The organism is Stenotrophomonas sp. NY11291, from assembly GCF_023277365.1.
GTDB classification, from domain to species: domain Bacteria; phylum Pseudomonadota; class Gammaproteobacteria; order Xanthomonadales; family Xanthomonadaceae; genus Stenotrophomonas; species Stenotrophomonas geniculata.
This window is the reverse complement of record NZ_CP096975.1, coordinates 2,216,229-2,236,120: the sequence shown is the minus strand read 5'-3', so window position 1 is coordinate 2,236,120 and position 19,892 is coordinate 2,216,229. Positions and strand designations below refer to the sequence as shown.

Annotated in this window: 17 protein-coding genes; 15 read left to right on the top strand and 2 right to left on the bottom strand. The window is 67.0% G+C overall.

The genetic code is table 11. The features are described from left to right. The 11 genes from motD to M1L61_RS10415 all read left to right on the top strand — a co-directional run bounded on the left by motD (position 1) and on the right by M1L61_RS10415 (position 12,991). Positions 1-1,017, top strand: a complete 1,017-nt coding sequence (gene motD, locus M1L61_RS10465) for a flagellar motor protein MotD (RefSeq protein ID WP_049434715.1) — start codon at positions 1-3, stop codon at positions 1,015-1,017. Positions 1,018-1,021: 4 nt separating this feature from the next. Then, on the top strand, positions 1,022-1,804 hold the full coding sequence (locus M1L61_RS10460) for a ParA family protein (protein WP_019338560.1): 783 nt from the start codon (positions 1,022-1,024) through the stop codon (positions 1,802-1,804). Continuing rightward, entirely contained in the window at positions 1,801-3,006 is a 1,206-nt protein-coding gene (locus M1L61_RS10455) for a chemotaxis protein CheW (RefSeq protein WP_248854708.1), read from the top strand. Before M1L61_RS10460 ends, M1L61_RS10455 begins: the two co-directional genes overlap by 4 nt. A gap of 112 nt (positions 3,007-3,118) precedes the next feature. After that, complete coding sequence (locus tag M1L61_RS10450; RefSeq protein WP_014037092.1) at positions 3,119-3,427, top strand: STAS domain-containing protein; 309 nt, start codon at positions 3,119-3,121, stop codon at positions 3,425-3,427. Beyond that, positions 3,424-3,789, top strand: a complete 366-nt coding sequence (locus tag M1L61_RS10445; RefSeq protein ID WP_005409521.1) for a response regulator — start codon at positions 3,424-3,426, stop codon at positions 3,787-3,789. Before M1L61_RS10450 ends, M1L61_RS10445 begins: the two co-directional genes overlap by 4 nt. A gap of 45 nt (positions 3,790-3,834) precedes the next feature. After that, positions 3,835-5,826 carry a chemotaxis protein CheA gene (locus M1L61_RS10440; protein WP_191851287.1) on the top strand — a complete coding sequence of 664 codons (1,992 nt, stop codon included), beginning with the start codon at positions 3,835-3,837 and terminating at the stop codon, positions 5,824-5,826. Positions 5,827-6,184: 358 nt separating this feature from the next. Beyond that, the gene (locus M1L61_RS10435) at positions 6,185-8,434 is read left to right on the top strand and encodes a methyl-accepting chemotaxis protein (protein ID WP_248854707.1); all 2,250 of its coding nucleotides are present in this window, start codon (positions 6,185-6,187) and stop codon (positions 8,432-8,434) included. Between the two features lie 158 nt (positions 8,435-8,592). After that, positions 8,593-9,366: a flagellar brake protein gene (locus M1L61_RS10430; protein ID WP_029550863.1), complete on the top strand. Its 774-nt coding sequence runs from the start codon at positions 8,593-8,595 to the stop codon at positions 9,364-9,366. Positions 9,367-9,499: 133 nt separating this feature from the next. After that, on the top strand, positions 9,500-9,991 hold the full coding sequence (locus tag M1L61_RS10425; RefSeq protein ID WP_010482468.1) for a chemotaxis protein CheW: 492 nt from the start codon (positions 9,500-9,502) through the stop codon (positions 9,989-9,991). Positions 9,992-10,127: 136 nt separating this feature from the next. Next, complete coding sequence (locus M1L61_RS10420) at positions 10,128-10,511, top strand: hypothetical protein (protein WP_010482470.1); 384 nt, start codon at positions 10,128-10,130, stop codon at positions 10,509-10,511. A 101-nt stretch (positions 10,512-10,612) separates the two neighbouring features. Next, positions 10,613-12,991 (top strand): methyl-accepting chemotaxis protein, encoded by a 2,379-nt coding sequence (locus tag M1L61_RS10415; protein ID WP_126560348.1) that lies wholly within the window; start codon positions 10,613-10,615, stop codon positions 12,989-12,991. Positions 12,992-13,503: 512 nt separating this feature from the next. On the opposite strand, the gene M1L61_RS10410 is transcribed toward M1L61_RS10415, so the two are convergent. Both M1L61_RS10410 and M1L61_RS10405 read right to left on the bottom strand, forming a co-directional pair. Then, entirely contained in the window at positions 13,504-14,286 is a 783-nt protein-coding gene (locus M1L61_RS10410) for an IS3 family transposase (RefSeq protein WP_248854706.1), read from the bottom strand. 46 nt (positions 14,287-14,332) lie between these two features. Beyond that, entirely contained in the window at positions 14,333-14,626 is a 294-nt protein-coding gene (locus M1L61_RS10405; RefSeq protein ID WP_019338990.1) for a transposase, read from the bottom strand. Positions 14,627-14,945: 319 nt separating this feature from the next. Between M1L61_RS10405 and M1L61_RS10400 the strand changes: the two genes are divergently transcribed. The 4 genes from M1L61_RS10400 to M1L61_RS10385 are packed head-to-tail and all read left to right on the top strand — an operon-like array spanning position 14,946 to position 19,792. Continuing rightward, complete coding sequence (locus tag M1L61_RS10400) at positions 14,946-17,222, top strand: methyl-accepting chemotaxis protein (RefSeq protein WP_248854705.1); 2,277 nt, start codon at positions 14,946-14,948, stop codon at positions 17,220-17,222. Positions 17,223-17,259: 37 nt separating this feature from the next. Further along, positions 17,260-18,129 (top strand): CheR family methyltransferase, encoded by an 870-nt coding sequence (locus tag M1L61_RS10395; protein WP_248854704.1) that lies wholly within the window; start codon positions 17,260-17,262, stop codon positions 18,127-18,129. Continuing rightward, complete coding sequence (gene cheD, locus M1L61_RS10390; protein ID WP_014037083.1) at positions 18,126-18,722, top strand: chemoreceptor glutamine deamidase CheD; 597 nt, start codon at positions 18,126-18,128, stop codon at positions 18,720-18,722. The genes M1L61_RS10395 and cheD overlap by 4 nt, the downstream gene beginning before the upstream one ends. Continuing rightward, on the top strand, positions 18,719-19,792 hold the full coding sequence (locus tag M1L61_RS10385) for a chemotaxis response regulator protein-glutamate methylesterase (protein ID WP_019338554.1): 1,074 nt from the start codon (positions 18,719-18,721) through the stop codon (positions 19,790-19,792). Before cheD ends, M1L61_RS10385 begins: the two co-directional genes overlap by 4 nt. Positions 19,793-19,892: the final 100 nt, after the last annotated feature.

Below are 19,892 nucleotides of genomic sequence, written 5' to 3'. Positions count from 1 at the left end.
ATGGCCCGCCGCAAGCACCACGAAGAGCACGCCAACCACGAAGCATGGGCGATTCCCTATGCCGACCTGATGACGCTGCTGCTCGCCTTTTTCGTGGTCATGTACGCGATTTCCTCGGTCAACGAGGGCAAGTATCGGATCATGGCCGACGCGCTGACCGATGCCTTCGGCGGCGCACCGCGCACCATCAATCCGGTGCAGGTGGGTAACAAACAGGTGCAGGGGGGCGGCTGGGACAGCCCCTCGGTGATCAAGTCCGGCACCAAGATCGGACCCTCAGCGCCTGCACCGTCGCACGACCCGACCCTGCTGCCATCGATGGCCTCGCAGATGCGCATGCCGGTGTCGGTGCACAACCAGGAGCAGATCGCGCGCGCCGAGCGCCAGCTCAACAGCATCGCCGACCGCCTTACCGCTGCACTGGCGCCGTTGATCGACCGCGGCATGATCAGCGTGCGCCGCACCGAGCTGTGGATCGAAGTCGAGATCAACAGCGACATCCTGTTCCCCACCGGCTCGGCCGCGCTGGACGTGCATGCACGGCAGACCCTGGCCAGCCTGGCCGAGGTGCTGCGTGACGTGCCCAACAGCGTGCGCGTGGAAGGGCACACCGACAATGTACCGATTGCTACCGCCACCTTCCCTTCAAACTGGGAACTGTCGGCCGGCCGCGCGGCCAGCGTGGTGCACCTGTTCGCCGACCAGGGCGTGCAACCGTCGCGGCTGGCGATGGTCGGCTACGGCCAGTTCCGCCCGCGCGAAGAGAACGACAGCGCGCAGGGCCGCAACCGCAACCGTCGGGTGATGGTCATCATCCTGGCCGACACCTCGCATTCGGTGGACCCGCTCGGCCAGCGCCTGAACGCAGCCACCGGTGCCACCCAAAGCACCGACACCGAGCAAGCCGCGGCAACTCCGGCTACCGCCCCCACCTCCCCCATCGCACCGGTGAAGTTGCCGCCGGTGCCGGCTGGCAGCCGCGTCGGCGCCGCCGTTCCCCCGGCAATGAAGGAGTAAACCGATGCGCATCTGGGCAGTCGCCAACCAGAAGGGCGGAGTCGGCAAGACCACCACCACCCTCGCCCTCGGCCGTGGCCTGGCCGCGCTTGGCCATCGCGTGCTGCTGATCGACCTCGATCCGCACGCCTCGCTCAGCCGCGCCTTCGGCGTGCCGGTCGATCCGCCGCCGGCCGGCGTGCTGGAACTGTTCGGCGCACCGCCGGCCGATCTTTCCAGCCTGTGCCATGCCAGCAGCATCCACGGCCTGGACTATGTCTGTGCACAATCCGCGCTGGCCACATTGGAACGCCGCAGCGCCAACCAGCCCGGCCTCGGCCTGGCCCTACAGAACGCGCTTGCCCGCCATCAGGGGCAGCACGACTACATCCTGCTGGACTGCGCACCCACCCTCGGTCTGTTGATGATCAACGCACTGGCCGCGGCCGACCGCCTGATCATTCCCACCCAGGCCGAGCCGCTGGCTCTGCATGGCCTGGAGGGGATGGTCCGCACCGGCGAGATGGTCGAGCGCTCGCGCCGCCGCCCGCTGCCGATCTCGATTCTGCCCACCCTGTTCGACCGCCGCACCCGCGCCGGCAACGAATCGCTGCGCACGATGCAGGATCGTCACGGCACCCGCGTTTGGGAAGACGCCATTCCCATCGACACCCGCATCAGCAACGCCGCCGGCCTGACCCTGCCAAGCGTTGGTGAGGACTACCCGGGCCGCGGCCTGGCTGCCTACCGCCGCGCCCTCAACTGGATCCTCGGCGAGGATGCCCGCGCCCTGGAGCAGGCCGCATGAACAGCACCGGCGTACTGGACGACTATCTGGACGAACTGCTGGGCGAAGCGATCGCCGTGGCGCCACCGGCTGCACCGCCGCCGGCCAGCGACGAAGCGTGCCCGGCGATTGCAGCGGACGCCGAACGCGAGCCGACCTGGGACGATCTTCCGGCCGAAGTGATCTACGAGACCGACACCGCAGCCACCACGCGGATTGAGGACGACGCTGCGCTGGAAGCTGCATTCGAGGCCGCTGCTGGCGCGCCCGAGCGCGAGCCGACCTGGGACGACCTGCCGGCCGAGGTGATCTACGAAACGGAGGCTGTTGCTGCTGCCCCGGCAGAGGACGACGCGGCACTGGAAGCCGCCTTCGAGGCCGCCGCAATGCCTGTCGCCGCTCCCGAGCGCGAACCGACCTGGGATGACCTGCCTGACGAGGTGATCCACGAGACGCCCCCTGCTCCGGCTGCTGCCAAGGCAGGTCCGGAACCCACCTGGGACGATCTGCCGGACGAAGTGATCTACGAGACCGATACGGCCGACAGCCATCGCCTCGCCCACACCGACAGCCCCGGCCTGCAGGCTGCATTCGAGGCCGCAGCAGGCGGCGAGGACGTTCCTGCGCCACCACCGGCCGTAGTCGCAGCACCCGCTCCAGCGGCACGCACCGATGCCGCGCCGCCACCGCGCGTGGCCGTGGACGCGCCAGCAGGCAACCGTCCGAACAGCTGGCAGGAACTGCAGGCACAGGCACATCGGCCCGCCAGCAGTCCGCATCCGCAGAACCGACGCGCCGGCGAGCGCACCTCGCGCTGGTTGCGCCTGCGCTGCGGCACCCAGGCCTATGCACTGGAACTGCTGAAGGTGCAGGAAGTGGTGCTGCCGGTGCCGCTGCTGCCGTTGCGCGGCACCGCACCGGCCATGCTCGGCATCATGAACCTGCGCGGCCAGGTGGTGCCGGTGATGGATCTGGGCCTGCACCTTGGAGCCGCGGCCGCCGAAGACGACTCACAGACCCGTATCGTGGTCCTGGAAGAAGACGGCGAGACCATCGGCCTGCGCGTGTCGGCGGTGGAAGATGTCGCCAACCTCACCGATTCGCAGATCGAACCGCCCGATACCGCGCGCATCTGCCAGATCTCCAACGACCTGTTCCGCGGCGTCGCCCGGGTCAGCCAGCGCCCGATGATCCTGCTGGATGCCACGCGGCTGTTGAGCTGAGTCGGCGCTTTGCGCCGACGCGTTGCCTGTCGGGGACGCACCGCGTCGATTCCCCTAAAGAACCCCGCCGGGGTGCCGTTATGGATCACGGAACCGTTTGTCCGGAGCAACGATGAGCACTGTCGAACTGGGTGGGGATCTCGGCATCGAGAGCACCACCGAGCTCAAGAACCGCCTCGCCCCGCTGGTGGCGCAGGCAGGCGAGCTGACCCTGGATGCAAGCCAGGTCGCCCGCATCCACACGGCCGCCGTGCAGGTGCTGTGTGCGTTCGTGCAGGCCCGCCGCGAGGCAGGTCTCGGCACCGGCTTCCACGGTTGCACTGCAACCTTCCGTGACGCCGCGCGCCTGCTGGGCGTCACCCAGGCCCTGGGCCTGGACGTAACCCATGACAACCTGAAATCTGTGGAGAACGCTGCATGAGCGCACGTATCTTGGTGGTGGACGATTCGGCGTCGATGCGCCAGATGGTTTCCTTCGCCCTCACCTCGGCCGGCTTTGCCGTCGAAGAAGCCGAAGACGGCGCGGTCGCGCTCGGTCGCGCCAAGGGCCAGCGCTTCAATGCGGTGGTCACCGACGTCAACATGCCGAACATGGACGGCATCGCGCTGATCCGCGAACTGCGCCAGCTGCCGGACTACAAGTTCACCCCGCTGCTGATGCTGACCACCGAATCGGCCGCCGACAAGAAGTCCGAAGGCAAGGCCGCCGGCGCCACCGGCTGGCTGGTCAAGCCGTTCAATCCCGAACAGCTGGTCGCCACCGTGCAGAAAGTGCTGGGCTGATCGCCCGCCACCGCTCCCCCTCTTCGCTTCCGGACCACCACTGCCATGAGCATGGACCTGCAACGCTTCCACGCCACCTTCTTCGAGGAGAGCCGCGAAGGCCTCGACGCGATGGAGGCTGGACTGCTGGCCCTGGAATCGGGGCAGCAGGACGCGGAGATCATCAATTCGGTGTTCCGCGCCGCCCACTCGATCAAGGGCGGCGCCGGCACCTTCGGCTTCGATACGATCGCCGGCCTGACCCACGTGCTGGAAACGCTGCTCGATGAACTGCGTGCCGGCAAGCGGGCGCTGGAAGGCCACGCGGTCGACGCCATGCTGTCCTCGGTGGACGTGCTGCGCGCCCTGCTGCGCGAAGCCGAACACGGCCAGGCTGCCGATCCGGCTGCAGTCGCTGCGGTGAAGGCGCGCCTGGAAGCGGTCCTTTCCGGCCAGGCCGCACCGAGCGCCCCCGCTGCCGTCGCGGCCAAGGTGGACGATACGCCGGAAGCCTGGCAGATCGGCTTCACCCCGGCACCGTCGCTGTTCATGAGCGGCAACGACCCGCTGCGCATCATCCGCGAACTGGAGCATCTCGGTTCGCTGCAGGTCGCCGCGCGCATGGAACGCCTGCCGGGCTTCGCCCAGCTCGACCCGCTCGAGGCCCATCTAGCGTGGGATCTGGGCCTGGTCGGCAAGGTGCCGCGCAGCAAGATCGAAGACACCTTCGCCTGGGTACTGGACGACTGCGAACTGGACATCCGTCCGGCCGCACCGCCGAGCCTGGCTACACAGGCGCCCATTGCAACCGCCCCTTCCACACCGGCTGCCGTCGTACCGGCGGCGCCTGCTGCGCCCGCCACCAGCGGCGGCGCCAGCCAGGAAGCCGAAACCTCGATCCGAGTCAGCGTCGACAAGGTCGATGCGCTGATCAACCTGGTCGGCGAACTGGTCATCACCCAGGCCATGCTCAAGCAGGTCTCGCACGCTCTGGACCCGGTCCACGCCGAGAGCCTGTTCGCCGGCCTGGACCAGCTGGAACGCAACACCCGCGACCTGCAGGAAGCCGTGATCGGCGTGCGCATGCTGCCGGTCGATGCGGTGTTCCGCCGCTTCCCGCGCCTGGTCCGCGACCTGTCCAGCCGCCTTGGCAAGCAGGTCCGCCTGCGCACCGTCGGTGAAGGCACGGAACTGGACAAGGGCCTGATCGAAAAGATCGCCGACCCGCTGGTGCACCTGGTGCGCAACTCGATCGACCACGGCCTGGAAATGCCGGACGTGCGTCGCGGCGCGGGCAAGGACGAAACCGGCACCATCACCCTGGCAGCCTCGCATCAGGGTGGCCACATCGTCATCGAAGTCAGCGACGACGGCCGCGGCCTGGACCGCACCAAGATCCTGGCCAAAGCCCACGAACGCGGCCTGGCAGTGCCGGACAACCCTACCGATTCGCAGGTCTGGGACCTGATCTTCCAGCCTGGTTTCTCCACCGCCGATGCAGTCACCGACCTGTCCGGCCGTGGCGTCGGCATGGATGTGGTCCGCCGCAACATCCAGGCGCTGGGTGGCGAGGTGCAGATCGAAAGCAGCCTTGGTAACGGCACCCGCACGCTGATCCGCCTGCCGCTGACCCTGGCCATCCTCGATGGCATGACCGTGGCAGTGGCCGGTGAAACCCTGATCCTGCCGCTGGCCTATGTGCTTGAGGCCCTGCAGCCGCAGGCCGAGGACATCCGCAGCATGGCCGGCGAAGGCCGCGTGCTGCGCGTACGTGGCGAGTACCTGCCGATCCTGTCGCTGAGCGAATACTACGGCTACGGCAACCGTGCGCCGGGCAGCGAATCGCTGGTGGTGGTGGTCGAAGGCGATGGCCAGAAGATCGCGCTGGAAGTGGACGAACTGGTCGGCCAGCAACAGGTCGTGGTGAAGAACATCGAGAACAACTACCGCCGCATCGGCGGGGTGTCCGGTGCCACCATCCTCGGCGATGGCCGCGTGGCCCTGATCGTCGACATCGGCGGGCTGGTGCGTTCGCTGCGGATGCCGCAGGCCGCCTGATCTACGTTGCAGGCGTGTACTGGACCGCCGCCCTTCCGGGCGGCGGTTTTCGTCTGTGCGCGCCCTGCCAAGGGATCTGCCCCCAACCCACTGCGCCCTGCATTCCGTGAACTCCGTCAACGCGACGGTTTCGCGCGCAACTACGTCACACCAGCGCAAGCCCCGCCACGGCGGCACTTTCGCGCCGTCATCCCTACGCAACCGAATGTGATCTGCGTCCATAAAGTCCATCCGGACTGCGCCGCTATTTCGCTTTGACGGCCGTCACCGAACCCCCACCGGGCACCACCGTTCGCTCTGCAACCACCCCCAAACCGGCGCACAGACGCCGGCACTCTGCCCACCTGGAGCACCCTGCATGAAGTGGTTCCAAGATCTGCCCATCGCCCGCAAGCTGGCCGTGGGGTTCACCCTCACCACGTTGATGACCCTGGTCCTCGGCGCGTTCGCCCTGCTGCGCCTGAGCGAAGCCAACGCGCAGCTGCGCGAGATGGCCGGCAACGATATCCCCTCCGTCCAGCACCTGGGCGAGGCGCGCTCGCAGCTCGGTGAGTTCCGTACCTACGAACTGGCCCAGCTGAGCATGCTGGACCAGCCGGAGAAGGTCGCCGACTACAACAAGCGCATGGACGATACCGCCAAAGCCGTGCATGACGAACTGGCGGCGTACTCGGCGCTGCCGGCGCTGGAGAAGGAGCGCGAACTCTATCGCGCGGCCAGCACGCAGCTGGATCGCTACTTCGCCGCCAACAAGGCGATGCGCGACGCCGTGACCGCCGGTGACGGCGCCCTGGCGCAGCAGATCTCCGACGAGCAGTCGCGCCCGGCACGTCGCGACCTGTTCGCTGCAATGAAGGCACTGGGCACCCACATCGCCGGGCAGATGGACGGCAAGATCGCCGACGCCAACGCCACCCATCGCAACAGTATGATCGCCATCATCGGCTGCATCGTACTGCTGTCACTGGTGGCCGCCGCGCTGGCCATCGTCATCTCGCGTGCGGTCACCGGTCCGCTGGGCAAGGCCGTGCATGCCATCCAGGCAGTTTCCCGCGGCGACCTCAGCGTCAGCACCCAGGCCACCAGCAAGGACGAGGCCGGCAAGATGCTGGCCGCCACCGCGGAGATGACCGCGATGCTGCGCCGCTTCAGCGAGCAGACCCAGCTGATGGCCCAGATGCATGCCGGCCCGGACATCAGCCACCGCATTCCGGAAGATTTCCCGGGCGTCTATGGCCAGCTGGCCAACGGCATCAACACGGTGATCTTCGAACACCTCGATGCGATCGTCGATGCCATTGAAGTACTCAACCAGTATGCCATCGGCAATCTGACCCCGGATGCACGCCGCCTGCCCGGCAGCCGCGCGATCCTGCACGAATCCATGGATGCGGCCAAGGCCAGCCTGCTGGCGATCAATTCACAGATCCAGCGCCTGGCTGCGGCGGCCGCCGCCGGTGACTTCAGCCAGCGCGGCGACGCACAGCGCTTCCAGCACGACTTCAAGCTGATGATCGAGCACCTCAACACCATGATGCAGGTGGCTGACGGCAACCTCGGCCAGCTCTCGCAGCTGCTGCAGTCGATCGCCACCGGCGACCTGACCGCGCGCATGGAAGGCCAGTTCAACGGCGTGTTCGCCCGCATGCGCGACGATGCCAACGCCACGGTCACACAGCTGACCCAGATCGTCGGCCAGATCCAGGCCAGCGCCTCCAGCATCACCTTGGCCGCCGGCGAAATCGCCTCCGGTAACAGCGACCTGTCGCGCCGTACCGAGCAGCAGGCCGCCAACCTGGAAGAGACCGCTGCCTCGATGGAGGAACTGACCTCCACTGTGCGTCAGAACGCCGAGCACGCCCGCCAGGCCAACCAGCTCGCCATCGGCGCCCATGGCGTCGCCTCGCAGGGCGGTGAAGTCGTCGGCCAGGTGGTCACCACCATGTCCGCCATCGAAGCCTCGTCGAAGAAGATCGCCGAGATCATCAGCGTCATCGACGGCATTGCGTTCCAGACCAACATCCTGGCGCTGAATGCCGCCGTGGAAGCCGCGCGTGCCGGTGAACAGGGCCGCGGCTTCGCCGTGGTCGCCAGCGAAGTGCGCACCCTCGCCCAGCGCTCGGCGGCTGCCGCCAAGGAGATCAAGGGCCTGATCGATGATTCGGTCGGCAAGGTTGCCGAGGGCTCCAGCCTGGTCCACCAGGCCGGCAGCACCATGGGCGAGATCGTCGCCTCGGTGCAGCGCGTGACCGACATCATGGCCGAGATTTCCGCTGCTTCGCAGGAACAGTCGGCCGGCATTGAGCAGGTCAACCAGACCGTGGTGCAGATGGACGAGACCACCCAGCAGAACGCCGCGCTGGTGGAGGAAGCCACCGCCGCCGCGCGTGCAATGGAAGACCAGGCCGTGCAGCTGGGTGAAGCCGTGGCCCGCTTCCGGCTGGCATCACAGGGCACGACGGCCATCCCGGCACGCCCGCTGGCGGCACCGGTACCGCGCCAGGTTGCAGCCGCCGCACCGGCCGCAAAGCCGGTCCCGGCGCGTACGCTGCGCACCGCGACAGCCCAGCCGGCGCTGGCCGCAGACGGCGACTGGCAGGAGTTCTGATGTACCCGGGGTCGGATCCCTTTCCTTCGGGAAGGGGATCCGACCCCGGACGCATGGAAAGTGATGCAATTCTCACTTCATAATCCGGCACAGTGGCCGATATCCCCATCGAGCCTCGCGCCAACGCGTGCAGGCGCCCGCCCCTGACCGTAGATTCCATGTCCGACGGCAACGACACTGCAGTGCATGATGTCCACGCGGCTGACGCCGCTGACGAACGTTTCCTGGTCCGTAATCCGCGCCAGCTGCGGCAGCTGCTGCGATCGCTGATCGACCAGCGATCACTGATCAATGCGCATATCGACGGCCGCGACCGCTCGTTCCCGACCGCGCTGCTTGAGCTCGACGAGGACGAAGACACCCTGCTGCTCGATGGCAGCCCGCAGGAGGCGTCCAACCGCGCCGCCGAACAGGCCGATCATCTGCTGTGCTTCGCCCAGCTCGAACGCGTGCTGGTGCGGTTCCGCCTGCAGGCACTGCAGCGTGTGGACAATGACGGCCACGTCGCCTTCCGCGCCCCTCTGCCGGACGAGCTGGTCCATCTGCAACGACGTGAGATGTACCGGCTGGAGACGCCCGTCACCGATTCGCCCCAGCTGCTGGTCCCCGCCGGCGAGAGCCGCGCCGAAGCGCTGTCGATGCGGGTGGTGGACATCAGTGGTGGCGGCCTGGCGGTGGCCGTGCCTACCGACTGCGCGGTGTTCAGCCTGCAGAAGCGCTACCCGGCGGTGCTGTCGCTGCCCGACGGCCCGGACCTGGAGATCGAGCTGGTCGTCTGCAACCTGCTGCCGCAGCGCCAACCCAACGGCATCGAGATCAAGCGCGTGGGCATGCGCTTCGACATCCTGCCACGTGGCGCCGACAGCGCCATCCAACGCTATATCTTCCGCATCGACCGCCAGCGCAAGGCGCGCCGCAACGGCGAGCTGTAGGGCTCGTCCAACCGGTAGTGCCGGCCGCTGGCCGGCAACCTCGCGACAACGCGGGGCCCAAACCTAAAGTCCCCCGACGAGGGGCCGATATCGAGCCTGACACCGGGACTTCCGGCAGAACCAGGACCCCTCGATGAACGACAAGACCAGCTCCACCGCCAGCGCCGGTGGCGAATTCCTCAGCTTCACCCTCGGTGCCGAGCACTACGGCGTGGACATCCTCAAGGTGCAGGAAATCCGCGGCTATGACGCGGTCACCCGGGTGCCGGATGCACCGGACTACATCAAGGGCGTGATCAACCTGCGCGGCACCATCGTCCCGGTCATCGACCTGCGCCTGAAGCTGCGCCTGGACGACGCCCGCTACGACGCCTTCACCGTGATGATCGTGCTGAACGTCGACGACCGAGTGGTCGGCATCGTGGTCGACAGCGTCTCGGACGTGATCCCGCTGTCGGCCGAGCAGATCCGCCCAACCCCGGAATTCGGCGCCGCCGTCGATACCCGCTTCATCTCCGGCATCGGCACGCAGGACGACCGCATGCTGATCCTGCTCGACATCGAGACCCTGCTGGACAGCGCCGACATGGGCCAGGCCAACGTCGTTGAAGACGCCGCCGCCTGATCAAGCGGACCTGCTTCACGTTCTGGTCACACAACCCTTCAGTTCCCTCCGGCAGTGCCGATAGGGGGACAGAAGCCGGTCGCGCAGGAGCGCGCAGAACCGGAACGACCATCACCATCCCCGGAGATACACCTCGATGAAGTCCCTGCTTGCGTTCGTTTCGGCCGCTGTCCTGGCCACCACCGCTTCCGCCGCGTTTGCCCAGTCGGCCGACATGATCCCGCCGGAACTGGCACCGCGCTCGGTCGGCAAGGACGGCATGGTCTGCGGCAAGGTCGAGAAGGCCCGCTACGCAGAAGGTTCCGAAGGCCAGCCGACCTTCCTGTACATGGGCGGCGCCTTCCCGCGCCACACCTTCTCGGCGCGCATCGCCGGCGAGAACCGCGGCAAGTTCTCCTTCCCGCTGGAAACCCTGGAAGGCAAGACCGTCTGCGTGATCGGCAAGATCCAGCGCGACGCCTCGCGCGCGGAAATCGAAGTCAGCTCGCCGGCCGGCCTGAAGCTGGCCAACATCAAGTAATCCGCTGTCCGTCGAACCACGCCGGACCTGGTGCCGGCGTGGTTTCTGCTGCAACCGGGCCCGACGCCCGGACGCGTCTGCCTTAGGAGATCGCAACGCCCATGCCGTGGATCAACAACCTCAAACTGATGCCGAAGCTGCTGCTGACCTTCGGCGTCCTCCTGCTGGTGATGTTGCTGCAGGGCATCGTCGCCTATCGTGGCCTGCATTCGCTGAACAATGTCACCACCGAGCTGGCGGGTTCTCGCATGGAGAGCATCCGCATGGCAGGCGAGATGCGCGGCATGCTGGGTGAATACCGCAACGCCGCCTACCAGCAGCTGATCCGCGCCAGCGACGACGTCAAGGCGGATGCACGCAAGCAGGGCGTCGAGCTGCGCGCGAGCATGGACAAGTCGATCAAGGAGTATCCGACCCTGGTCGACAACGCGCAGCAGAAGAAGCTGTTCGACACCTTCGCCAAGGAGTGGAAGGACGCCCTGGCCTCCTATGACAGCGTCACCGAGATGCTGGAACTGGACCTGCCGGACGACGCCATCGATACCTTCGTCGGCGAAACCCGCACCAAGCACCGCAAGGCCGCCTCGGCGCTGGAAGCGCTGATCGCCGAAGACAACCGCCTCGCCCGCGCGTCGCGCGAACAGGCCGCCTCCACGTATTCCGCCTCGGCCGTGCTGACCGTGATCGCCCTGCTGGGCGGCGCCGCGCTCGGCCTGGTGCTGGTCTGGCTGTTCGCCCGCGCCCTGGTCGGCAGCGTGCGCGGCGCCGTGTCGGTTGCCAACGACGTGGCCGGCGGCAAGCTCGATGGCCACATCGACGTCAGCCGCCAGGATGAAGTGGGCGAACTGATGCAGGCCATGCAGCGCATGCAGCGCGACCTGCGCGAGCGCATCGAAACCGACCAGGCCGTGGCGCGCGAGAACCTGCGCATCCGCACGGCGCTGGATTACAGCTCGACCGGCGTGTACCTGACCGACACCAGCAACACCATCGTCTACAGCAACCGCGCCCTGCAGCAGACCCTGAGCCAGTACCAGGACGAAGTGCGCCGCGACCTGCCGGACTTCGACGCCCAGGCCTCGCTGATCGGCAAGCCGGTCACCGTGCTTGAACACCGCGGTGAAATGGACCAGACCCTGCTGGGTAACCTGAAGGCACACGGCGTGGCCCGTCGCCCGATGCAGTACGGCGATGCCCAGTTCGCCCAGGTGGTCTCGACCATCCGCAATGAAGGCGGCGACACCGTCGGCTACGTGGTGGAATGGCGCGACCGTACCCAGGAAGCGCAGGTGGAAGCCGAAGTGGCGCGCGTGATCGCCCAGGCAGCCGCCGGCGACCTGTCCGGCCGCATCGATTCCAGCGACAAGGAAGGCTTCTTCCTGCAGCTGGCCCAGCAGATCAACGGCCTGCTGGACGCCAATGCCGGCAGCATCGAACAGATCTCCGGCCTGCTCGCCGCACTGTCGCAGGGTGACCTGACCGTGCGCATGCAGGGCGACTACCAGGGCGTGTTCGCCCGCATGCGCGACGACGCCAACGCCACGGCCGCGCAGCTGAGCGAGATCGTCACCCGCATCAAGCAGTCCAGCCGTGCGATCAGCTCGGCCGCCGGCGAAATCGCCTCGGGCAACAGCGACCTGTCGCGCCGTACCGAACAGCAGGCTGCCAACCTGGAAGAAACCGCTGCCTCGATGGAGGAACTGACCTCCACCGTGCGCCAGAACGCCGAACACGCCCGCCAGGCCAACCAGCTCGCGATCGGCGCGCATGGCGTCGCCTCGCAGGGCGGTGAAGTGGTCGGCCAGGTGGTCACCACCATGTCGGCGATCGAAGCCTCGTCGAAGAAGATCGCCGAAATCATCTCGGTCATCGACGGCATCGCGTTCCAGACCAACATCCTGGCACTGAACGCCGCCGTGGAAGCCGCACGTGCCGGTGAACAGGGACGTGGTTTCGCCGTGGTCGCCAGCGAGGTGCGCACCCTCGCCCAGCGCTCGGCCGCTGCCGCCAAGGAGATCAAGGGCCTGATCGACGACTCCGTTGGCAAGGTCAACGACGGCTCGGCCCTGGTACACAAGGCCGGCGCCACCATGGGCGAGATCGTCGCCTCGGTGCAGCGCGTGACCGACATCATGGCCGAGATCTCTGCGGCTTCGCAGGAACAGAGCGCCGGCATCGAGCAGGTCAACCAGACCGTGGTGCAGATGGACGAGACCACCCAGCAGAACGCTGCACTGGTGGAAGAAGCCACCGCCGCCGCCCGCGCGATGGAAGAACAGGCCGGCCACCTCAGCGAGGCCGTGTCGATCTTCGTGGTGGACGAAGCCGAGGTCGTGGCCGCCCCGCGCGTCGTCGCTGCCCCTGCCCCGCGCGCCACGGCGCCGGTCGCTCCGGCACCGGTCGCACCGCCGGCCCGGCGCACCGCGGGTGGTCGCCCGATGGCCACGGAACTGGCCGACGGGGACTGGCAGGAGTTCTGATTCCAGCCTGACCTGATCCACGAAGACGCCCTGGCCCTGCGCCGGGGCGTTTTCGTTTACGGGGTATCTGGATATCCAGCCAACGGCGAAGCCCCTCGGGGTGGTCGCGGAGAGCGCTTGGCTACTGAGGGCTGGCCGGGAGGGTGGGCTGCGCAGGGGACGCCGTAAACCCATCCCTGGGGGCTTGGCCGCGGCATCCATGCCGCGGACACCCCTGCGCAGCCCACCCTCCCGGCCACGGAAAATTTCCGTGCGCGTCCACCCCGGATTGAAGAAAGAAGAGCAAGAGCAAGAGCCGCGTTGCTTCCGGGGTCAGATCCGTTTTCCGCAGGAAAACGGATCTGACCCCTCTTTCCACCTGGAAACCCAACGCTCTTGCCGTCCGACACCGAAATGCCGGGAGGGCTGGGCCGGGGTGGGCAGGCAGGACCGTTGGCGCCATGGATGGCGCCATCGAGCCCCCATGGATGGGTTGTGGTGGTCAAGTATTTTTGGACACTCCCAAAGGGAGTTCAGGCCACCTGCTCTTCACAAAGCGCAGGTGGCACAAGGCCGTTGGCACTGTGCGGCCGACGGTGGTTGTACCAGTCCACGAATTGCTCGATGTCTGCTGCAGCCTCCTGTCGAGTGGGGTATTTGGAGTAAAGCCACTCCCCTTTGAGGGTGGCGAAAACCCGTTCCACCACCGCGTTGTCCCAGCAGTTGCCCTTCCTGCTCATGCTTTGGGTGATGCCGTTGTCACGCAGAATTTCGGCCATGGCATGGCTGGTGTACTGCCGACCTTGATCCGAGTGGAAAAGTAGTCGCCCGTTGGGACGACGCTGTTTCAGAGCCCCACGCAGGGCTCTGACGGCCAGCCAGGCATCCCCTTCGTGAGAGTGGGCCCAGCCCACGATCCGTCGGGCAAACAGATCCACCACGATGGCCAGATAGAGCCAGCCTTGCTGGGTCGGGATGTAGGTGATATCCCCTGCCCAAACTTGGTCGGGTGCCTCCGGGTTGAATTGGCGTTCCAACACGTTGGGCGCGGTCAGTGCCTGCGGCCCCAGACTGTGGTACTTGTGCCGCCGGTGCTGCCGCGCCCTGACGCCGGCCCGGCGCATCAGCGTCCGGGCGCGGTAGCGACCCACTGGCAGGCCGCGATTGGTCAGCTCCCTGGCCATCTTGCGAGAGCCACAGCTCCCCCGGTGGGACTGATGAATGCGACGAACCAGATCAACCTGGGCCAGCAGTTCCCGGTCAATCCGGGGCTCCCGGTGCAGCCAGGCGTAGTAGCTGCTACGGGGATAGTCCATCAACTGACCACCAACCGGATCGGAGCGACCTTCCCCAATTCCTGGATCACCTGTTCCGGTGATCGCTGTCCCGAATGAAGAAGGCGATGGATTTTTTTAGTAGGTCGCGCTCCTCCTTGAGCCTGCGATTCTGGGCCTCCAGCTCGGCGATTCTGACCTGGGCATCTACGGGCGGTGCCTCGGCCTGCGGGTCATGTTTTCGACGCCATTGCTCGATCCAGCGCCTCAGCGCCGTCGGGCCGACATCCATCAGCTGGCAGACGTCCCTGACTGTCTGCCCCTCCACAACCACAAGGCGAACCGCCTCGTCCCTCATGCCCTGAGTGATCTGCTTTGCCATGGGTCTACCTCGATGCTTGAAATTGATCCTATCGAGTGTCCAAGTTGATTAGACCACCACAGGTTCACGGCGTGTCCTGCCTGCCCACCCCGACCCGGCCAACCCGTAGCAACCCATCGCCATGACCTGCCGTTGCCGTTGCCGTTGCTTCAAAAGCCTGCCGCAGGCAGCGCCGCAGCCGCCGCTGCAAGGAAACCTGAATACGTTCGGACACTGCGCCTCAATCCCCCGCCCCATCGGCCGATAACGGGGTTGTCACGGCTTGTCCCGCCGCTGACCGGCTCGGCGCCGCCCGCCCGCTTCGACCTGGTCCTGCTCGATGAATCTCCTGCATCGCTGGCAACACTACTTCAGCAACCTCTCCGTCCGGCGCAAGCTCAACCTGCTGACGCTGCTCATCGCGCTCGGCGTGATCGCGCTCTCGGTGATCGCCGCCCGCATGCAGTACCTGGACCTCACCGAGACCCGCAAGACCGCGCTGAAGACCCAGGTCGAACTCAGCTACGGCATCCTCCAGCATTATCACCGGCTGGCCGGTACCGGCCAGCTCAGCGAGGACGCTGCCAAGAGCGCGGCATTGCAGGCGCTGGAAGTGATGCGCGCCGAGAGCGATGCCTACTACTTCAACATCTACGACACCGGCTACCGCCTGCTGATGCACCCGTTCCGCAAGGATCTGGTCGGCAAGGACATGAAGGACTTCCGCACCGACGACGGCGTGCGCATCTACTACGACCAGGTTGAAGCAGCCAAGGCCGGTGGCGGCTTCGTCAACTACCGCTGGGCCAAGCCCGGCAGCAAGGGCGAGGTCGAGAAGGTGGCCTACGCCGGCCTGTTCGCGCCCTGGAACTGGGTGGTCAGCAGCGGCGTCTACATGGACGACGTGCAGAAGCAGGCGCTGGTGTTCACCGCCATCATGGCCGTCTCCGGTGGCGTGCTGGTACTGATCGTGCTGGCCCTGAGCTGGCTCATCGGCAACCGCATCGCCGTGCCGCTGAAGCAGGCAACGGCCGTCGCCGAGGGTATCGCCCGCGGCAAGCTGGACAGCCACATCGGTCCGCAGGCGCATGACGAACCCGGTCGCCTGCTGGACGCCATGTCCGGCATGCAGCAGCAGCTGCACGCAGTGATCGGCGGCCAGCGCGAAATGGCCCGCCGCCACGATGCCGGCGAACTGAGCTATCGCATCGACGCCAGTGCCTTCCCCGGCGAGTACGGGCTGATGGTGCAGGAAACCAACGCCCTGGTAGGCGGCCACGTGCAGACCCTGCATGACGTGCTGGACGTGGTACAGCAGTACGCGGTCGGCGACCTGAGCCGCGACATCGCCCGCTACCCCGGCGAAAAGGCGGCGATGACCACCACCGTCGACACCGTCAAGGCCAATCTCGGCCGCATCAACGCCGAAATCAAGCAGCTGGCCAGTGCCGCCGCTGCCGGCGACTTCAGCCGCCGTGGCGATGCGCAGCGCTTCGATCACGATTTCCGCCTGATGCTGGAAAACCTCAACGCGATGATGGCGGTCAGCGATGACAACCTCGGCAAGCTCTCGCAGCTGCTGTCGGCCATCGCCGAAGGTGATCTGACCGCGCGCATGCAGGGTGACTACCAGGGCGTGTTCGCCCGCATGCGTGACGACGCCAACACAACCGTCGCGCAGCTGACCCAGATCGTCGGCCAGATCCAGGCCAGTGCCTCCAGCATCACCCTGGCCGCCGGTGAGATTGCTTCGGGAAACAGCGATCTGTCGCGCCGTACCGAGCAGCAGGCTGCGAACCTGGAAGAAACCGCCGCGTCGATGGAGGAGCTGACCTCCACCGTACGCCAGAACGCCGAGCATGCCCGCCAAGCCAACCAGCTCGCGATCGGCGCGCAGGGTGTTGCCTCTCAAGGCGGCAGCGTGGTTGGCCAGGTGGTCAACACCATGTCGGCCATCGAAGCCTCGTCGAAGAAGATCGCCGAGATCATCAGCGTCATCGACGGCATTGCGTTCCAGACCAACATCCTGGCGCTGAACGCTGCAGTGGAAGCCGCTCGTGCCGGTGAACAGGGCCGCGGCTTCGCCGTGGTCGCCAGCGAGGTGCGCACCCTCGCCCAGCGCTCGGCCGCCGCCGCCAAGGAGATCAAGGGCCTGATCGATGATTCGGTCGGCAAGGTTGCCGAAGGCTCCAGCCTGGTCCACCAGGCCGGCAGCACCATGGGCGAGATCGTCGCCTCGGTGCAGCGCGTGACCGACATCATGGCCGAGATTTCCGCTGCTTCGCAGGAACAGTCGGCCGGCATTGAGCAGGTCAACCAGACCGTGGTGCAGATGGACGAGACCACCCAGCAGAACGCCGCGCTGGTGGAGGAAGCTACCGCTGCCGCGCGCGCGATGGAAGAACAGGCTGGCCAGCTGGCCGACGCCGTGGCGATCTTCCGCCTGGACAACCAGGTCTCCGCCGCAATGAAGGCGGTGGCCGCGCGTGTCGAACCGGTGCGTGTTGCCACCGCCGTGGCGCGCCCGCAGCCGGTTCCAACGCCGGCACCGGTCCGCCGCACCGGCAGCAACGCCAGCACCTTCGTCGCCAGCGACAGCGACTGGCAGGAATTCTGAGACCCACCCGCGGCGGCTTCGGCCGCCGCCTCTGCCGATGGACACGTCCCCCGTGCAAAGTCCTACTCCCATCGTCACCGGCCCGCGCGAATTCGAGTTCGCCGACCGTGATTTCCGCCGCGTCTGCGACCTGATCTACCAGCGCGTGGGCATCGCCCTTGCACCGGCAAAGCGCGACATGGTCTATGGCCGCCTGTCGCGCCGCTTGCGCACGCTGGGCATGCGCAGCTTCCAGCAGTATCTGGACCATCTGGAGCAGGAAGACGGCGACGAGTGGCAGGCGTTTACCAACGCCCTGACCACCAACCTGACCTCGTTCTTCCGCGAGCCGCACCACTTCGACAAGCTGCGCGAGGAACTGCAGCAGCGCTCCAGCCGCACGCCGCTGCTGCTGTGGTCATGCGCGGCGTCCACCGGTGAAGAACCCTATTCGATGGCGATCACCGCCTGTGAGGCCTTCGGTACGCTGAAGCCGCCGGTGCGCATCGTCGCGACCGATGTTGATACCCAGGTACTGGCCACCGCCGGCCGTGGCGTCTACAACATCGACCGGGTCACCAATCTCGACCCGGATCTGCGCCGGCGCTATTTCCAGTGTGGCAGCGGCCCCAATGAGGGCCAGTGCCGCGTGCTGCCGGCACTACGCGAGCTGATCGAGTTCCGCCCATTGAATCTGCTCGCCCCGCGCTACGACGTCGGCGGACCATTCGACGCGCTGTTCTGCCGCAATGTGATGATCTATTTCGACAAGCCGACCCAGCGTGCCATCCTCGGCCGCCTGGTGCAGCACCTGGCCGATGACGGCCTGCTTTACACCGGACACTCGGAGAACTACCTGCACGCCGCCGACCTGATCCAGCCCTGCGGCCGTACGCTGTATCGCCGTGCGGCAAAGGCCGGCGCATGAACGCCTCGCTGCGTACCGACGATGTGATGCGCTACCAGGATGCGCGCTTCCAGACCATCGCGGCCAAGCTGCTGCCGACCCAGTACCTGGTGGTGGACGACACCACCGCGCTGACCACCACGCTGGGTTCCTGCGTGGCCGCGTGCCTGCGCGACCCGGTACTGAAGATCGGCGGCATGAACCACTTCCTGCTGCCCGAGGGCAATGCCGGTGACGGCGCGCCCGCGCGTTACGGCAGCTATGCGATGGAACTGCTGATCAACGACATGCTCAAGCGCGGCGCCCACCGCAAGCGCATCGAAGCCAAGGTGTTCGGCGGCGCCAACGTGCTCAAGGGCTTCACCAGCAATCCGGTCGGCACGCGCAACGCCGAGTTCGTGCGCCAGTACCTGCAGGCCGAGCATATTCCGATCATCGCCGAGGACCTGTGCGGCATCCATCCGCGCAAGATCTGGTTCTTCGCCGATACCGGCCGCGTGGTGGTGCAGCGCCTGCCGCACGCCCATGAAGCCGAGGTGGCCGCGACCGAATCGGCGGTGCGTGCACGCCTGTCCAAGGCCCCGGTCACCGGCGGCGTGGAGCTGTTCGAATGACCCTGACCGGCAACGCCCCCTGCCGGGTCCTGATCGTCGACGACTCCGCCGTCGTGCGCCAGATGCTCACCGAGATCCTGTCCAGCGATCCGGCCATCGACGTGGTCGGCACCGCCGCCGACCCGTTGCTGGCGCGCGAGAAGATCAAGCGCCTGGCCCCGGACGTGATCACCCTGGACGTGGAAATGCCGCGCATGGACGGGCTGGCGTTCCTGGAAAACCTGATGCGCCTGCACCCGCTGCCGGTGGTGATGATCTCGTCGCTGACCGAACGCGGCGCCGACACTACGCTGCAGGCGCTGGCTCTGGGCGCGGTGGACTTCGTCTCCAAGCCCAAGCTGGACGTCGCACGCGGCCTGCAGGGCTACGCCGACGAGATCATCGCCAAGGTCAAGATGGCGGCGCGCTCGCGGGTGCGCCCGCTGGTGCGCGCTGCAGTCCCGAAACTCATGCTGGACGCAGCCCCCTCGATGCGCCCCGCCTCACCGCAGTTCCGTACCACCGATCGCCTGATCGCGATCGGCTCGTCAGCCGGTGGCACCGAAGCGCTGCGCGTGGTGCTGGAAGGCATGCCCGCCGACGCGCCCGCCGTGGTGATGACCCAGCACCTGCCGGCCAGCTTCAGCAGCGCCTTTGCCGAACGCCTGGACCGACACTCGGCGATGGCCGTGCGCGAGGCCAGCGACGGCGAAGCGGTGCTGCCCGGCCACGCCTACCTCCCACCCGGCGGCAAGCACCTGCGCATCATCCGCGATGGTGCGCGCTGGCGCTGCCGCGTCGATGACGGCCCGGCAGTGAACCGGCACAAGCCCGCGGTGGACGTGCTGTTCCGTTCGGTCGCGCAGAACGCCGGCAGCAACGCCATCGGTGCCATACTCACCGGGATGGGCGATGACGGCGCACGCGGCCTGCTGGAGATGCGCCAGGCCGGCGCGCCGACACTGGTGCAGGACGAGGCCACCAGTGTGGTCTGGGGCATGCCCGGTGCAGCGTTCAAGCTTGGCGCCGCCGAGGAACAGGTGCCGCTGGAGCGGATTGCCGAACGTCTGCTCGCCCTCGCCCGCGGCTGATTGCGCGCCGCGGCCCAAGGACTCCGCGAGCAGTAGATCCACGCCATGCGTGGATGCCGGTGTAGAGTCGAGCCACGCTCGACTCAGCGCGCATCGCACG

Bases quoted from the DNA above. Each gene is read 5' to 3' on its own strand.
- M1L61_RS10435 (WP_248854707.1), top strand. From the start codon at position 6,185: ATGAAGTGGTTCCAAGATCTGCCCATCGCCCGCAAGCTGGCCGTGGGG.
- M1L61_RS10400 (WP_248854705.1), top strand. From the start codon at position 14,946: ATGAATCTCCTGCATCGCTGGCAACACTACTTCAGCAACCTCTCCGTC.
- M1L61_RS10440 (WP_191851287.1), top strand. From the start codon at position 3,835: ATGAGCATGGACCTGCAACGCTTCCACGCCACCTTCTTCGAGGAGAGC.
- M1L61_RS10460 (WP_019338560.1), top strand. From the start codon at position 1,022: ATGCGCATCTGGGCAGTCGCCAACCAGAAGGGCGGAGTCGGCAAGACC.
- motD (WP_049434715.1), top strand. From the start codon at position 1: ATGGCCCGCCGCAAGCACCACGAAGAGCACGCCAACCACGAAGCATGG.
- M1L61_RS10425 (WP_010482468.1), top strand. From the start codon at position 9,500: ATGAACGACAAGACCAGCTCCACCGCCAGCGCCGGTGGCGAATTCCTC.
- M1L61_RS10455 (WP_248854708.1), top strand. From the start codon at position 1,801: ATGAACAGCACCGGCGTACTGGACGACTATCTGGACGAACTGCTGGGC.
- M1L61_RS10415 (WP_126560348.1), top strand. From the start codon at position 10,613: ATGCCGTGGATCAACAACCTCAAACTGATGCCGAAGCTGCTGCTGACC.
- M1L61_RS10430 (WP_029550863.1), top strand. From the start codon at position 8,593: ATGTCCGACGGCAACGACACTGCAGTGCATGATGTCCACGCGGCTGAC.
- M1L61_RS10385 (WP_019338554.1), top strand. From the start codon at position 18,719: ATGACCCTGACCGGCAACGCCCCCTGCCGGGTCCTGATCGTCGACGAC.
- M1L61_RS10405 (WP_019338990.1), bottom strand. From the start codon at position 14,626: ATGGCAAAGCAGATCACTCAGGGCATGAGGGACGAGGCGGTTCGCCTT.
- M1L61_RS10395 (WP_248854704.1), top strand. From the start codon at position 17,260: ATGGACACGTCCCCCGTGCAAAGTCCTACTCCCATCGTCACCGGCCCG.
- M1L61_RS10450 (WP_014037092.1), top strand. From the start codon at position 3,119: ATGAGCACTGTCGAACTGGGTGGGGATCTCGGCATCGAGAGCACCACC.
- M1L61_RS10445 (WP_005409521.1), top strand. From the start codon at position 3,424: ATGAGCGCACGTATCTTGGTGGTGGACGATTCGGCGTCGATGCGCCAG.
- M1L61_RS10420 (WP_010482470.1), top strand. From the start codon at position 10,128: ATGAAGTCCCTGCTTGCGTTCGTTTCGGCCGCTGTCCTGGCCACCACC.
- M1L61_RS10410 (WP_248854706.1), bottom strand. From the start codon at position 14,286: ATGGACTATCCCCGTAGCAGCTACTACGCCTGGCTGCACCGGGAGCCC.
- cheD (WP_014037083.1), top strand. From the start codon at position 18,126: ATGAACGCCTCGCTGCGTACCGACGATGTGATGCGCTACCAGGATGCG.